The following is a 13,724-nucleotide window of genomic DNA, read 5'->3' on the forward strand; positions in this document are numbered from 1 at the left end:
GCATGCGACAAGGAAGGCCGGGGTCCGTGGACTCCGGCCTTCCTTGTCGCATGCGCCATGGCCGCACGGCTCGGGTCGCGGCTCCCGTACGTCTCGGACGTTTCGGGTGTCTTGTTCGGGTGTCTTGGACGTCTCGGTTGTCTCAGGCGTCTCGGACGTCTCAGGTATCTCGGTTTGTCTCAGGCGGCGAGCCGGGACGCGAGGCTCTTGGCCTTCTCCGCGGCGTCGGTGAGCGCCTTGGCGCGGGAGGTCTCGGCGAGCGGGATGAGCTCGGCCATCTCCGGCTTGCTGTGGGCCAGGGTCAGCTCCGGGACGATGAAGTCGACCTCGGCGGCGAACATGGACGTCAGCAGCGTCGCCAGATAGTTCTGGACGAACTCGGCCCCCGCACGCGGGGTGCCGGCGGCGTAGGAACCGCCGCGACTGGCGACGACCGTGATCGGGGTGCCGGCCACCGGGCTGTCGGGCCCGGCGTTGTGGCCGACGATGATCACGTGGTCCAGCCATGCTTTCAGCGTCGACGGAATCGTGAAGTTGTACATCGGCGCACCGATCAGGACCGCGTCCGCAGCGGCCAGCTCGGCGGCGAGTTCGCCACGCAGTGGGTGTTCGGCGCCGGCGGCGACAGCCGCGGCGTCCAGGTGCGGCAGCGGGTCGGCGGCGAGATCGCGGTAGACGACCTGCCCGTCGGGGTGCTGCTCGCTCCAGGCCCGCACGAATGCGGCGGTGACCTCGCGCGACGCGGAGCCCTGGGGGAATACGGCGGAGTCGAGGTGCAGCAATGTGGCCATGGGGGTCTCCACGGGGTGTCGGTGGCGTGGCGGGGTTCGGTGGGGTGGTGGGCCGGTGAGGCGGCCCAAGTTTTCGTGCGTACCTATTAATAACATAGGGACTTACGAATCGTAAGTCCCTCACGGCGGCGCAGTACCCTGGGCGTATGGCGGATCACAGCGAGCAGGCGTGCCGGCGGGTCGACGTGAGCATCACTCGCGTCTTCGAGCTGTTCGGCAAGCGCTGGACGGGGCCGATCGTCTCCGTGCTGCTTCAGCAGCCCGTGCACTTCGCCGATCTGCGGCGGGCGATTCCGGGCATCAGCGAGCGCATGCTCTCGGACCGGCTGTCCGAACTGGGGACAGCGGGCCTGGTGGTCCGGGAGGTCGACGAGGGGCCGCCGCTCAGGGTTTCGTACCGCCTGACGCAGGCCGGTGCCGCGATGGAGCCCGCGCTCAAGGAGCTGGGGCGCTGGGCGGAGAAGCATCTGAAGGACGGCGACGGCGGCTGTTGACGGCCGCTGCCGGCCGACGGGCTGCTGTGTACGGGGACCGGCGGAGCGGGCGCTGGGGAGCAGGTGCTGGAGTTGTCCACAGGCGGTCCGGCCGGTCATCCACAGGGGCAGACGGACGTCGGTGAACGGCGGTACCGTCGTCGGGAGTTGATGTTGGACCGGGGGGCCGGACGGCGGCTTCGGGCGAGGTCGGGGGAGCTGTGCGCCATGGGTGAGATCGAAGCGACCGTGCCGGTGCGGCGGGCCGTGACGGATGATCCGCGCATTCCGGTGGTGCCCGGGTTCGCCCGCCGCGCTCACCCGATGGACCGGGGCGGCCCGCAATCGCCGAGAGATGCGGGCAAGGCGCTGCGTGAGCGTGTGCCCCGGTCCTCGCACGCCTCGCTGGTCCTGCCTGCGGACCGGCCCGATGCGGTGCGGGCGGCCGAGGAGTCGAACCGGGGCCGGGTGCCCGCGCTCACGCCGATCCGGGTGGGGAGGATGGCTGCCACCCCGTTCGCCTTTCTCCGGGGTTCGGCCGGGCTGATGGCCCACGATCTGGTGGGCACCCCCGTCACCGGGGTGGGCGCCCAGCTCTGCGGGGACGCCCACGCGGCCAACTTCGGGCTGTACGGCGATGCGCGGGGCAGCCTGGTCATCGACCTGAACGACTTCGACGAGACGGTGACCGGCCCCTGGGAGTGGGATCTCAAGCGCCTTGCCACCTCGCTGGTGCTCGCAGGCCGCGAGGTGGGCGCGGACGAGGAGACCTGTCGCAGGGGTGCGTACGACACGGTGGGCGCCTACCGGCGGACGATGCGGCTGCTGGCCAAGCTGCCGGCGCTCGACGCCTGGAATGCCATCGCCGACGAGGAACTCGTCTCGCACACGGACGCGCGGGATCTGCTCGGCACGCTGGAGCGGGTCTCGGAGAAGGCCCGCAACAACACCAGCGCCCGCTTCGCCGCGAAGTCCACGGAGGGCTCCGAGGACGGCGGACGCCGATTCATCGACGCACCGCCGGTGCTGCGCCGGGTGCCGGACGAGGAGGCCGCGTCCGTGGCGGCGGGGCTCGGCGACTATCTGTGCACCGTCTCGCAGGACCGGGTCCCGCTGCTCGCCCGGTATGCGATTCACGATGTGGCGTTCCGGGTGGTCGGCACGGGGAGTGTGGGCACCCGGTCGTATGTGGTGCTGCTGCTGGATCACCGGGGTGAGCCGCTGGTGCTGCAGGTGAAGGAGGCCAGGCCCTCGGTGCTGGCGCCCCATCTGCCCGCCGTGGGATTCGAGGTGCCGGAGGTGGTGCACGAGGGGCGCCGGGTGGTGCTGGGGCAGAAGCGGATGCAGGTCGTCAGCGACATCCTGCTGGGCTGGGCGACCGTGGACGGGCGGCCCTTCCAGGTGAGGCAGTTCAGGAACCGCAAGGGCAGCGTCGACCCGGCGGCCCTGGCGGCCGGCGAGGTCGACGACTACGGCCGGATGACCGGCGCGCTGCTGGCCCGCGCTCACGCGCACAGCGCCGATCCGAGGCTGATCGCGGGCTACTGCGGCAAGAACGACGAGCTGGACGAGGCGATGGCGGCGTTCGCGGTGACCTACGCGGACCGTACTGAGGCGGATCATGCCGAGCTCGTGCAGGCGATCGGCGCGGGCCGGATAGCCGCCGAGCCGGGGGTGTGACGCCCGTTCCGCCGACCGCGCGTCCCCGGGGCATGGGCCGTGGCCATACGCTGGACGGGTGACCCACGAAGCCGCCGGGGTGCCGACCACCCGGAACGACGATGACCGGCAGGACGACGACCGGCAGCACGAGCAGCCCGGCCGCCCGGCCGACGCGCACGCGGAGGCCGCTCCCGCCGGAGCCCCGGCCGCCGGCGCCGGCGCCGCGGAGCCCGGTACTGGAGAGGCCGGCGCCGCGGAGCCCGGTACCGCGGCGCCCGGCGAGGCCGAGGCCGCCGGAACCGCTGACGGTGCCGGGGGCGGAACTGCCGGGCAGGCGCGGCCCGAGGCGCGGCTCGCGCACGCTGTGCGGGTGGCCGAGCAGGCCCTGATCGAGTTCGAGATCGCGGTGGAGACCTTCCGGGTCGAGGTGGAGAACTTCTCCCGGCTGCACCACCAGCGGCTTGGCCCGATGTACGCGCGTCTCGACGAGCTCGACGCGCAGATCGCGGAGGCACGGGCCGCGAGGACCGGCGATCCCGAGGATCTGCGCAAGGCGCAGGAGGCGCGGGCGATCGTGATGCCCATGCCGGGTATCGACGAGCTGTTCCACGACTGGATGGACTCCGACGGGCTGTCCCCCGAGGCGAGCGCGATGCTGACCGAGCAGCCCGTCCGGCCGCCGAAGCGGGTCCGGCCGACCGAGGAGGCCCGCAAGCTGTACCGCGAGCTTGCGCGCAAGGCCCACCCGGATCTGGCCCAGGACGAGGAGGAGCGGGCCCGCCGGGACGAGTTCATCACCCGCGTCAACGCCGCATACGGGCGTGGGGACGAGGCACTGCTCAAGGAGCTGGCCCAGGAGTGGGCGGCCGGGCCGGCTGTCCCGGAGGCGGAGCTCGGCGAGGCCGACGAGCTCTACGCCCGGCTGAACTGGCTGACCCAGCGCAAGGAACTGCTGACGGTGCTGGCCCAGGAGCTGGAGCAGAGTGCGATCGGCGCCATGCTGCGGATGGCCCCGGACGATCCGGATCACCTGCTCGAGGAGATCGCCGATCAGCTGCTGGGCGAGGTGTCGCAGCGCGAGGCTGAACTGGCAGGTCTGGTGCAGTAGCGTTTCCGGTGACTTCGGAGCGTATTGACGAGAGAAGGCATGACCCATGAATTTCGGCCCGCTTCCCACGGTCGATGTCGCGGCGGTGCCGGCGGACGGCTTCGTGCTGGACGTACGGGAGGACGACGAATGGGCGGCCGGGCACGTCGACGGTGCCCTGCACATTCCGATGAGTGACTTCGTGGGCCGCTTCGGTGAGCTGACCGAGGCCGCCCAGGACGGCCGGCGCGTGCATGTGATGTGCCGGGTCGGCGGCCGGTCCGCCCAGGTCACCCAGTACCTGGTGCAGCAGGGCATCGACGCCGTGAACATCGACGGCGGAATGCTCGCCTGGGACGGTGCCGGGCGCCCGATGGTCACCGACAGCGGCAACCCGGCCTTCGTCGTCTGACCGGGGCTTCTTCGGGCGGGGCCTCCCCGGCCCCTGCCCGCTTTCTTCTGGCCGGGGGCGTTGTCCGGCCCCCGGCCAGGGCGTCTCTTGACCCGGGCCTTGTCCGGGCTCCTCGGCGCCGGTGCGTTCAGTCGAGTTCAGTCGAGGGAGTGCGCGGCCAGCAGGTCGCCCAGTGCCTCCTCGTGGGCCGCGGCCGGGCCGAGGGAGAGCTCGATCTGCTTCGCCCAGGCGTGGAAGCGGTGCAGGGGGTAGTCGGTGTCCGCGCCGAAGCCGCCGTGCAGGTGCTGTGCCGTCTGCACGACCCGGCGGACCCCGTCGGATGCCCAGATCTTCGCCACGGCTACATCGCCCGCAGGGGGCAGCGTGCCACTCCCGCCGGTGGCGATGCGCCAGGCCGCCTGCCAGAGGGTCACCTCCATGGCCCGCAGATCGATGTAGCGGTCCGCGGCCTGCACGGCGACGGACTGGAAGGTCGCCACGGGGAAGCCGAACTGCTCGCGCTTTCCGGTGTACTGGCTCGTCATGGCCAGGACGGCCTCACCCAGGCCCAGCGCGAGTGCGCAGGTTCCGGTGGTGAGCAGCGCGTGCAGCCATTCCCAGGCCCCGGCGGCGTCGATCAGCTCGCGGCGGGCGATCCGTACCGCGTCCAGCCGTACCTCGCCGAACAGTTCACCGCTGGTGGAGACCTGCTCGGCGATGGTGACGCCGTCGTGGCCACGGCGGATCAGGGCCAGAACGGCCCGGCCGTCCCCCGTGTGGGCGGGCACCGCGATCCAGTTCGCGGCCTGCGCCCACGGCACGGCCGACTGCACACCGTCGAGTACCCAGACAGCCTCGGAGCCGTCACCGGCGTCCCGGCCGGCCTCGCGCCCGTCGCCGGCCGGGCGGGCCGTGACGGCGAGTTCGGCCGGATCGTGGCCGGTGCGCCCATTGGCTCCGACGGTGAGGACCAGCTCACCGCGGCCGACGTCGGGCAGCAGCTCGGCGGCCAGCTCCTGGTCCCCGTAGCGCTGGAGCGTCATCGCGACCGCGCACGTCTCCAGCAGAGGGACCCGCGCAAGGACCTTCGCGGACTCGCGCAGCACCAGGCAGAGCGCGATCAGGTCGAGGCCGGCCCCGCCGTGCTCGGGCGACAGCGTCAGGCTCAGCAGATCCCCGGCGGCGAGACCGGCCCACAGCGGCCTGTCGATGTCCTCGGCCACCGCACCCGGTACGAGTGCGGGGCTGGGAACCGCGTCGGGCTCGACGCCCGAGAAGACCGCTCGTGCCGCCTCTGCGGCTGCCTGCTGTTCCTCGGTGAAGGTGAAGTCCACTGTCCTGGCCTCCCGCGAACCGCTGCGCCCGTACCCGGACCTGACGGAGCGTCAAGATAGAACAGGTTCTACAAGAAGGGAACAGGTGCGGTGCAGTGCGCGGTGACGGGCGAACTGCGGTGCGGTGGGCGCAACGGTCACCGGTCGAAGTCGAGCTCCACCTCCCCGGTCACCGGATGGGACTGGCAGGCCAGCACATAGCCCGCCCCCGTCTCCTCCGGTTCGAGCGCGAAGTTGCGGTCCATCCGGACCTCGCCGGAGACCAGGAAGGCCCGGCAGGTCCCGCACACGCCCCCCTTGCAGGCGTACGGCGCGTCCGAGCGGCTGCGGAGCACCGTCTCCAGCAGCGATTCGCCGTCCTGCACCGGCCACTTGCCCGAGCGGCCGTCCAGGGTCGCCGTGAGCATGCTGCCGACCGGGGCCTCGATCCGGGGCCGGACAGCCGTGCCCGGCCCGTCGTCGACGTGGAAGATCTCCTGGTGGATACGGGTCCGCTCGACGCCCAGACCGTGCAGCGCGTCCTCGGCTGCCCGGACCAGACCGAGCGGACCGCACAGATACCAGCCGTCCACCTCGGCCACCGGCAGCAGCGCGGGCAGCAGACCGGTGAGCCGCTCGCGGTCCAGCCGGCCCGAGGGGAGGCCGGCCTGCTGCTCCTCCCGGGAGAGCGCGGTGACCAGCTGGAACCGGTCCGGATAGCGGTCCTTGAGGTCGGCGACCTCGTCCAGGAACATCGTCGACGCAGCGGTCCGGTCGCTGCGGATCAGGCAGAACGAGGCGTCGGGCTCCCGGGCCAGCAGCGTCGCCGCGATGGACAGCACTGGGGTGATCCCGCTGCCGCCGACGACCGCCGCGAACTGCCCGGCGCGCGGCGTGAGCACGAAGCGGCCCATCGGAGGCATCGCCTCGACCTGATCGCCGACAGCGAGCTCCTTGAGCGCGTACGTGGAGAACGCGCCGCCGTCGACGAGCCGGATGCCCACCCGTAGCGCAGGATCGGCCGGCTGCTCGGTGGCCGGTGCGCAGATCGAGTACGAGCGGCGCACCTCCTCACCGGCGACGGTGTAGCGGACATTGAGGTGCTGGCCGGGCTTGTGGCGGAACGTCTCGCGCAGTTCCGGCGGCACGGCGAACTCGACGGCCACCGAATCGTCCGTGAGCCGTTCGATCGCGCTGACCCGGAGCGGATGGAACATCTACAACTCCTTGAAGTGATCAAAGGGCTCGCGGCATGTCACACACCTGCGCAGCGCCTTGCAGGCAGTGGACGAGAACCGGCTCAGCAGCTCCGTGTCGGTGGAGCCGCAGTGCGGGCAGCGCACCGACAGGGCGAGCGGCACGGGTCCGGCGGCGGGGGAGGCCGCATCACGCGACCGAGGGGGCGCTATGCCGAACTCCGTGAGCTTGCGCCGGCCTTCCGCGCTGATGTCGTCCGTGGACCAGGCCGGGGCGAGGACGGTGACCACGGAGACCTCTGTCATGCCGTGGTCGAGCAGCACGCGCTCGATGTCCGTGGACATGGTCTCCAACGCGGGGCAGCCGGTGTAGGTGGGGGTGAGCCGGACCTTGACGCGGCCCGGTGCGAGCACCTCCACGCCCCGGAGCACACCCAGCTCCTCAAGGGTCAGCACGGGCAGCTCCGGGTCGGGGACGGAGCCCGCGAGGTGGCGCAGCTCCTCCTCCAGCGCCGTCCAGGTCACCATGACGCCCCCGGGTGGCTGCGGTGCAGATGCTGCATCTCGGCGATCATCCGGCCGAAAGGCTCCGTGTGGATGCCCTGACGGCCCGCTCCGGCCGTCCAGGCACCGGACTGCGGCCCGGCCGGTACCGTCAGCGTGGCCCGTTCCAGTACGTCGGTGACGGATGCCAGCCAGTCGCTCCGCAGGGCCTTCCAGTCCACCTCCACGCCTTCGACGGGCTGGAACAGCTCACCGGTGAAACGCCACAGCGCGTCCACCGCGCGCTGCATCCGGTCGTGGCTCTCCGCCGTTCCGTCACCGAGGCGCAGCGTCCACTGCTCGGCGTGGTCACGGTGATAGGCGACCTCCTTGACGGCCTTGGCCGCGATCCCGGCGAACTCGCCGTCACCGGCCGCCAGCTGCTCGTACAGTCCGTGCTGGTGGACGGAGAAGTAGAGCTGACGGGCGATGGTGTGGGCGAAGTCGCCGTTCGGCTGCTCGACCAGCTGGACGTTGCGGAAGGCGCGCTCCTCGCGCAGATACGCCAGCTCGTCCTCGTCCCCGGCCAGGGAGAGCAGCAGGCGGGCCTGGCCCAGCAGGTCCAGGGCGATGTTGGCGAGGGCCACTTCCTCCTCCAGTACGGGGGCGTGGCCCGCCCACTCCCCCAGCCGGTGCGAGAGCACCAGCGCGTCGTCGCCGAGGGCGAGGGCCGCGGTCACAGGTGCTTCACCCCGTCCGGGATCTTGTAGAACGTCGGGTGCCGGTAGGGCTTGTCGCCGGCCGGCTCGAAGAACGTGTCCTTCTCGTCAGGCGAGGACGCCGTGATCCGGTTGGACGGCACCACCCAGATGGAGACCCCTTCGGACCGGCGCGTGTACAGATCGCGTGCGTTGCGCAGGGCCATCTCGGCGTCCGGGGCGTGCAGGCTGCCGGCGTGGGTGTGGGAGAGGCCACGCCGCGAGCGCACGAATACCTCCCACAGTGGCCAGTCGGTCGAACTGCTCATGCTGTCGCCTCCCCGTTCGGTACAACTGTCTGCTTCTGTGCGTATGCCGCGGCGGCGTCGCGTACCCAGGCGCCTTCCTCGTGTGCCCGGCGGCGCTGCGTGAGGCGCTCCTCGTTGCACGGGCCGTTGCCCTTCAGGACCTCCTGGAACTCCGTCCAGTCGATGGCCCCGAAATCGTGCTGACCGCGCTCCTCGTTCCACCGGAGGTCAGGGTCGGGGAGGGTGAGCCCCAGTACCTCTGCCTGCGGGACGCAGATGTCGACGAAGCGCTGCCGCAGCTCGTCGTTGGAATGCCGCTTGATCTTCCAGACCATCGACTGGGCGGAGTGCGACGAGGCGTCGTCCGGCGGGCCGAACATCATCAGGGACGGCCACCACCAGCGGTTCACCGCGTCCTGGGCCATCTCGTGCTGTGCGGCCGTGCCGCCGCTGAGGGCCAGCAGCAGTTCGTAGCCCTGCCGCTGGTGGAAGGACTCCTCCTTGCAGACACGGACCATCGCGCGGGCATAGGGGCCGTAGGAGCAGCGGCACAGAGGCACCTGGTTGGTGATCGCGGCGCCGTCCACGAGCCAGCCGATCGCGCCCACGTCCGCCCAGGTCAGGGTGGGGTAATTGAAGATCGACGAATACCGCTGACGGCCCGCGTGGAGCTTGTCGAGCAGCTCCTCGCGGCCGGTGCCGAGGGTCTCTGCGGCGCTGTACAGATAGAGACCGTGTCCCGCCTCGTCCTGCACCTTCGCGATCAGGATCGCCTTGCGGCGCAGCGAGGGCGCTCGCGTGATCCAGTTGGCCTCGGGCTGCATGCCGATGATTTCGGAGTGGGCGTGCTGGGCCATTTGCCTGACCAGCGAGGCGCGGTAGGCGTCAGGCATCCAGTCACGCGGCTCGATGCGCTCGTCGGCCGCCACCGCGGCGTCGAAAGCCGCCGCCAGGGCCCCGTCCGCCCCATCCGTACTGCCCGCTGTCGCCTGCGCTGTCTGGCCCGCAGTCACTGCCGCCATCCCGGACTCCCTACCGACCGATCGTTCGGTTCAATGTCTTCAATGGTGAGTCTGCGGCCCGTAGGGTGTCAACCCTGTGGATAACTGACCGGGATCGACGGGGATCGGGGCGGGATGGATTCGTACGACGACAGGGGCGTCGGCGGTGGGGACGGGCGCGTTGCCGGGCCCGATTCAGGGAGGGTTCCAACGGTTCCTGAACCGCGTGCCGAGCCTGAACCTCGTACCGATCCCGATCCCGATCCCGGTCCGGAGCCTGGTCCGGAGCCCGAGACGGAGCCCGAGCCCGGTCCGGAGCCCGAGCCCCGTGTCGGGTCGGAGTCCCGTACGGGGATCGCGGCGCTGTCGTTTCCGTACCAGGTCGCCGCCGCTGTGGCGCTGGCGGTGATCGGGCTGATCACCTGCACTCAGCTGGCGATGGTGTTTCTGCATGTCGCCCCCTCCAACACGCTGACCAAGCAGCACGGCAAGGGGGTCGACGAATGGATCTATCCCGAGTTCGAGCAGAACTGGAAGCTCTTCGCCCCAAATCCGCTGCAGCAGAACATCGCCGTGCACGTACGTGCTGAGATAGCCGGTGCCGACGGCCGTCGTACCACCCCCTGGATGAACCTCTCGGGCGAGGACGGCAAGGCGATACGCGGCAATCCGCTGCCCAGCCACGTCCAGCAGAACGAGCTCCGCCGGGGCTGGGACTTCTACCTCGGGTCCCACGACAGCCAGAACCGGGCCAACGGGCTGCGCGGCACCCTCTCCGAGCAGTACATCCGCCGCATAGTCATGCTGCGCCTCGGTGAACACGACTACGGCGGCACCGTCGAACGGATCCAGGTCCGCTCCGAGGTGCGGTCCGTCGCGGCGCCTGCGTGGAGCAACGAGAAGATCAGCACGAAACCGTCCTACCGGGTGCTGCCCTGGTGGACCGTCACCGCAGCCGACCTCCCCGAGGGTGCGGCGGACCCGAAGGAGACGGACCAGTGAGCACGCCCGGCCCCGACCGCTGGCTCGCCCGCGGTATCCAGCGCATCACCGCCTCGTCCCTCGGCCGGTACCAGAGCGCCGTCATCCGGATCGGCTTCTCCGCCACGTACCTGCTGTTCCTGCTGCGGGAGCTGCCGCACCGGCACGAGATGTACGGCCCGGACGCCCCGTGGCGCTGGGACATGGCGGAGCAGCTGATATCGAACAACCAGGCCTTCACCACACTCATGTGGTCGGACAGCACCGTCTGGTTCGAGATCGTGTACGCGCTGGCGATCCTCGCCGCGGTGTTGCTGCTGGTGGGCTGGCACACCCGCGCCGTGTCCGTCCTGTTCATGGCCGGAGTCCTCTCGCTGCAGAACCGCAGCATCTTCATGGGCGACGGCGGCGACAACGTCCTCCACCTGATGGCGATCTACCTGGTGCTGACCCGGTGCGGGCAGGTCTGGTCGCTGGACGCCCGGCGCGCCGCGCGCGGAGCACAGGCGGTCCGGGCCGCGGACGGTGGCGGGGAGCCGGTAGGCGGCGGGGAGGCCCCCGGGAAGGCCGGCGGGGGACGTCCGGTGCGTGGGGACGTGGCCGGTCCGCTGCTGTGGGTGGCGTTCGGCGCCGTTCTGCTCGGGGCCACGGTGACGGACAGCCTGGGCGGAACCGTCTGGCTGCCGGTGCTGTTCTGGGTTCTGTGGACCGGCCACGGTGCGTGGTGGGCCGTGAACCGGTACGCGCCGCACAGCGAGTCGCGCACCCTGCTCGACATCATCGCCAACCTCGCCCACAACGCCACCCTCGTCGTGATCATGGCCGAGGTCTGCCTGATCTACTCCACCGCGGGCTGGTACAAGATCCAGGGTTCGAGATGGCAGGACGGCACGGCGCTGTACTACCCGCTCAAGCTCCACTACTTCACGCCGTGGCCCGGCCTCTCCGACATCCTCGCCTCAAGCGGGGTGATGGTGATGGTGCTGACGTACGCCACGGTCATCGTGCAGGTCGCGTTCCCGTTCACCCTGTTCAACCGGCGGGTCAAGAACGTCCTGCTCGTCGTGATGATCGGCGAGCACGCCGGTATCGCCCTGCTGCTGGGGCTGCCCTTCTTCTCGATGGCCATGATCGCCGCGGACGCCGTCTTCCTGCCGACCGTCTTCCTGGTGTGGCTGGGGAGCCGGGCGGCGCTCGGGCGCGAGCTGTTGTTCCGGCCGCGCGGCAAGGTCCCGGGCACCCGGGACGGAGCCGAGGACCGGGAGGCACCGCAGCACAGCGGCGGCGGGGGCCATACGCTCGTCGGGTGAGCAGCGAGACCGGGAGCACCGGCAGTACCAGCAGCATTCCGTCGACCGATGAGTCCGCGACGGCCGAGCCGCCCGTGGTGGACGAGCCGGCTCAGTACGACGACGGGTTCGGGGCGGAGATCGGCGTCGGGCCGCACCCGCTGCCCTGGCCCGTGGGCGAGCGCTACGACCCCGAGCTGCTCGCCCACGGCGACCGGCGCAATGTGGGCGACGCGTACCGGTACTGGACCCGGGAGGCGATCGTCGCCGATCTGGATCTGCGGCGGCACGACTTCCACGTGGCGGTGGAGAACTGGGGCCACGACTTCAATATCGGCTCGGTGGTGCGCACTGCGAACGCGTTCCTCGCCAAGGAGATCCACATCGTGGGGCGGCGGCGCTGGAACCGTCGCGGGGCGATGGTCACCGACCGCTACCAGCATGTCCGCCACCACCCCGACACCACGGATCTGACCGCCTGGGCGGAGGCCGAGGGGCTGCCGATCATCGGCATCGACAATCTGCCGGGCGCGGTGCCGCTGGAGCGGACCGAGCTGCCGCGGCGCTGTGTGCTGCTGTTCGGGCAGGAGGGGCCCGGACTGACCGAGGAGGCCCGTAAGCACGCGTCGATGGTGTGCTCGATCGCGCAGTTCGGGTCCACGCGGTCGATCAACGCGGGGGCGGCGGCGGCGATTGCCATGCACGCGTGGGTGCAGCGCCATGCGGACATTCCCGGGGCGGGCGTCTAGGCCCGTACCCGGGGGCTCCGTCTCCGGGCCCCCGTTCGGCTCCGGTCCGCCCCGGTCCGCACATGCCGGACGGGGGCGGACGGAGGGCGCTGTCAGCGCTGGCGGCGGACTTCCAGGGTGCGGAAGCGGTTGGACACGAAAGCTCCGTCGCACAGGGCCGCGTTGGCCGCCGGGTTGCCGCCCGAGCCATGGAAGTCGGAGAACGCCGCCGTCTGGTTCACGTACACCCCGCTCGTCAGATTCAGCGAGAGCTGGGCCGACTCGTCCAGGCAGACGTCCACCAGCGCGCCCTCCACCTCGGGCGATGTGGTGTACGCGCCCACCGTCATCGCGCCCTTCTCGCGGATCGTGCGGCGCAGCAGTGCCACGGCGTCCGCCGTCGAGTCGACCGCGACCGCGAACGAGACCGGGCCGAAGCACTCCGACAGGTAGGGGGAGTCGTCGTCGGGCTTCGCGCCGTCCAGCTTGACGATCAGTGGCGTACGGACCACCGCGTCCGGGAAGTCGGGGTTGGCCACTTCCCTTGAGGGCAGGGCGACGTCGCCGAGCTTCGCGGCCGCCTCCAGGCGGGCCCGCACCTCCGGGTTGACCAGGGCGCCGAGCAGGGCGTTGGCCCGTGCGTCGTCACCCAGGAGTCCGGTGACCGCTGCGGCGATGTCGCCGACCACGTCCTCGTACGTCTTCTCGCCGATGTCCGTCGTGATGCCGTTGCGGGGAATCAGCAGGTTCTGCGGGGTGGTGCACATCTGGCCGCTGTAGAGGGAGAGCGAGAACGCCAGGTTGGAGAGCATGCCGCGGTAGTCGTCGGTGGAGTCGAGGACGATCGTGTTGACCCCGGCCTTCTCCGTATAGACCTGGGCCTGAAGGGCGTTGGCCTCCAGCCAGTCACCGAACGCCGTGGATCCGGTGTAGTCGATGATCCTGATCTCGGGGCGGAGTGCCAGGGACTTGGCGATGCCCTCGCCCGGCCGCTCGGCGGCCAGGGCGACCAGGTTGGGGTCGAAGCCCGCCTCGGTGAGCACCTCGCGCGCCAGCTGAACGGTGAGGGCCAGCGGAAGCACCGCACGGGGATGCGGCTTGACCAGGACGGGATTGCCGGTGGCGAGCGAGGCGAAGAGGCCCGGATAGCCGTTCCACGTGGGGAAGGTGTTGCAGCCGATCAGCAGGGAGATGCCGCGGCCCGCCGCGGTGAACGTCTTGTGCAGCTCGATCGGGTCGCGCTTGCCCTGGGGCTTGGACCAGTCCGCGGTCCGCGGAGCGCGGGTCTGCTCCTCGTACGCGTACGCCACCGCCTCCAGGCCG

Annotated in this window: 15 protein-coding genes; 7 read left to right on the forward strand and 8 right to left on the reverse strand. The window is 70.8% G+C overall.

Going from position 1 to position 13,724, the window contains the following annotated elements:
- Positions 1–179 precede the first annotated feature (179 nt).
- A complete protein-coding gene (locus J1C73_RS27910) occupies positions 180–791 on the reverse strand; it encodes an FMN-dependent NADH-azoreductase (protein WP_207318811.1) in 612 nt (203 codons plus the stop codon).
- Between the two features lie 146 nt (positions 792–937).
- Here J1C73_RS27910 and J1C73_RS27915 point away from each other — a divergent pair, with 146 nt between their 5' ends.
- The 4 genes from J1C73_RS27915 (at position 938) to J1C73_RS27930 (ending at position 4,425) form a co-directional block, all read left to right on the forward strand.
- Positions 938–1,285: a winged helix-turn-helix transcriptional regulator gene (locus tag J1C73_RS27915; protein ID WP_123460408.1), complete on the forward strand. Its 348-nt coding sequence runs from the start codon at positions 938–940 to the stop codon at positions 1,283–1,285.
- 207 nt (positions 1,286–1,492) lie between these two features.
- Positions 1,493–2,944 (forward strand): DUF2252 domain-containing protein, encoded by a 1,452-nt coding sequence (locus tag J1C73_RS27920; RefSeq protein ID WP_207318812.1) that lies wholly within the window; start codon positions 1,493–1,495, stop codon positions 2,942–2,944.
- A gap of 58 nt (positions 2,945–3,002) precedes the next feature.
- A complete protein-coding gene (locus tag J1C73_RS27925; RefSeq protein ID WP_207318813.1) occupies positions 3,003–4,034 on the forward strand; it encodes a J domain-containing protein in 1,032 nt (343 codons plus the stop codon).
- 46 nt (positions 4,035–4,080) lie between these two features.
- Positions 4,081–4,425 (forward strand): rhodanese-like domain-containing protein, encoded by a 345-nt coding sequence (locus tag J1C73_RS27930; RefSeq protein ID WP_123460406.1) that lies wholly within the window; start codon positions 4,081–4,083, stop codon positions 4,423–4,425.
- Between the two features lie 137 nt (positions 4,426–4,562).
- Here J1C73_RS27930 and J1C73_RS27935 read toward each other — a convergent pair whose 3' ends face one another.
- From J1C73_RS27935 to paaA, 6 genes are all read right to left on the reverse strand, one after another.
- On the reverse strand, positions 4,563–5,738 hold the full coding sequence (locus tag J1C73_RS27935; RefSeq protein WP_207318814.1) for an acyl-CoA dehydrogenase family protein: 1,176 nt from the start codon (positions 5,736–5,738) through the stop codon (positions 4,563–4,565).
- 137 nt (positions 5,739–5,875) lie between these two features.
- Positions 5,876–6,934 carry a 2Fe-2S iron-sulfur cluster-binding protein gene (locus J1C73_RS27940; protein WP_207318815.1) on the reverse strand — a complete coding sequence of 353 codons (1,059 nt, stop codon included), beginning with the start codon at positions 6,932–6,934 and terminating at the stop codon, positions 5,876–5,878.
- Positions 6,935–7,441: a 1,2-phenylacetyl-CoA epoxidase subunit PaaD gene (gene paaD / locus J1C73_RS27945; RefSeq protein ID WP_124284514.1), complete on the reverse strand. Its 507-nt coding sequence runs from the start codon at positions 7,439–7,441 to the stop codon at positions 6,935–6,937.
- On the reverse strand, positions 7,435–8,136 hold the full coding sequence (gene paaC / locus J1C73_RS27950; RefSeq protein ID WP_123460402.1) for a 1,2-phenylacetyl-CoA epoxidase subunit PaaC: 702 nt from the start codon (positions 8,134–8,136) through the stop codon (positions 7,435–7,437). The genes paaD and paaC overlap by 7 nt, the downstream gene beginning before the upstream one ends.
- Positions 8,133–8,423, reverse strand: a complete 291-nt coding sequence (gene paaB, locus J1C73_RS27955; protein WP_123460401.1) for a 1,2-phenylacetyl-CoA epoxidase subunit PaaB — start codon at positions 8,421–8,423, stop codon at positions 8,133–8,135. The genes paaC and paaB overlap by 4 nt, the downstream gene beginning before the upstream one ends.
- Complete coding sequence (gene paaA, locus J1C73_RS27960) at positions 8,420–9,424, reverse strand: 1,2-phenylacetyl-CoA epoxidase subunit PaaA (protein ID WP_207318816.1); 1,005 nt, start codon at positions 9,422–9,424, stop codon at positions 8,420–8,422. The genes paaB and paaA overlap by 4 nt, the downstream gene beginning before the upstream one ends.
- A 114-nt stretch (positions 9,425–9,538) precedes the next feature.
- On the opposite strand from paaA, the gene J1C73_RS27965 reads away from it, so the two are divergent.
- The 3 genes from J1C73_RS27965 to J1C73_RS27975 are packed head-to-tail and all read left to right on the forward strand — an operon-like array spanning position 9,539 to position 12,422.
- Positions 9,539–10,405: a DUF5819 family protein gene (locus J1C73_RS27965; protein WP_207318817.1), complete on the forward strand. Its 867-nt coding sequence runs from the start codon at positions 9,539–9,541 to the stop codon at positions 10,403–10,405.
- Positions 10,402–11,694: an HTTM domain-containing protein gene (locus J1C73_RS27970; protein ID WP_207318818.1), complete on the forward strand. Its 1,293-nt coding sequence runs from the start codon at positions 10,402–10,404 to the stop codon at positions 11,692–11,694. Before J1C73_RS27965 ends, J1C73_RS27970 begins: the two co-directional genes overlap by 4 nt.
- A complete protein-coding gene (locus J1C73_RS27975) occupies positions 11,691–12,422 on the forward strand; it encodes a TrmH family RNA methyltransferase (protein WP_207318819.1) in 732 nt (243 codons plus the stop codon). Before J1C73_RS27970 ends, J1C73_RS27975 begins: the two co-directional genes overlap by 4 nt.
- Before the next feature lie 92 nt (positions 12,423–12,514).
- Here J1C73_RS27975 and paaN read toward each other — a convergent pair.
- The coding region (gene paaN, locus J1C73_RS27980; RefSeq protein WP_207318820.1) for a phenylacetic acid degradation protein PaaN at positions 12,515–13,724 on the reverse strand (1,210 nt) is incomplete at its 5' end.

This window comes from Streptomyces laculatispora (assembly GCF_017353455.1).
In the GTDB taxonomy this organism is placed as follows: Bacteria; Actinomycetota; Actinomycetes; order Streptomycetales; family Streptomycetaceae; genus Streptomyces; species Streptomyces laculatispora.

What these genes read in the sequence shown, in the direction of transcription:
- paaD (WP_124284514.1), bottom strand. Translation starts at nt 7,441, where the DNA reads ATGGTGACCTGGACGGCGCTGGAGGAGGAGCTGCGCCACCTCGCGGGC.
- J1C73_RS27965 (WP_207318817.1), top strand. Translation starts at nt 9,539, where the DNA reads ATGGATTCGTACGACGACAGGGGCGTCGGCGGTGGGGACGGGCGCGTT.
- J1C73_RS27915 (WP_123460408.1), top strand. Translation starts at nt 938, where the DNA reads ATGGCGGATCACAGCGAGCAGGCGTGCCGGCGGGTCGACGTGAGCATC.
- J1C73_RS27940 (WP_207318815.1), bottom strand. Translation starts at nt 6,934, where the DNA reads ATGTTCCATCCGCTCCGGGTCAGCGCGATCGAACGGCTCACGGACGAT.
- paaB (WP_123460401.1), bottom strand. Translation starts at nt 8,423, where the DNA reads ATGAGCAGTTCGACCGACTGGCCACTGTGGGAGGTATTCGTGCGCTCG.
- J1C73_RS27930 (WP_123460406.1), top strand. Translation starts at nt 4,081, where the DNA reads ATGAATTTCGGCCCGCTTCCCACGGTCGATGTCGCGGCGGTGCCGGCG.
- paaA (WP_207318816.1), bottom strand. Translation starts at nt 9,424, where the DNA reads ATGGCGGCAGTGACTGCGGGCCAGACAGCGCAGGCGACAGCGGGCAGT.
- J1C73_RS27920 (WP_207318812.1), top strand. Translation starts at nt 1,493, where the DNA reads ATGGGTGAGATCGAAGCGACCGTGCCGGTGCGGCGGGCCGTGACGGAT.
- J1C73_RS27910 (WP_207318811.1), bottom strand. Translation starts at nt 791, where the DNA reads ATGGCCACATTGCTGCACCTCGACTCCGCCGTATTCCCCCAGGGCTCC.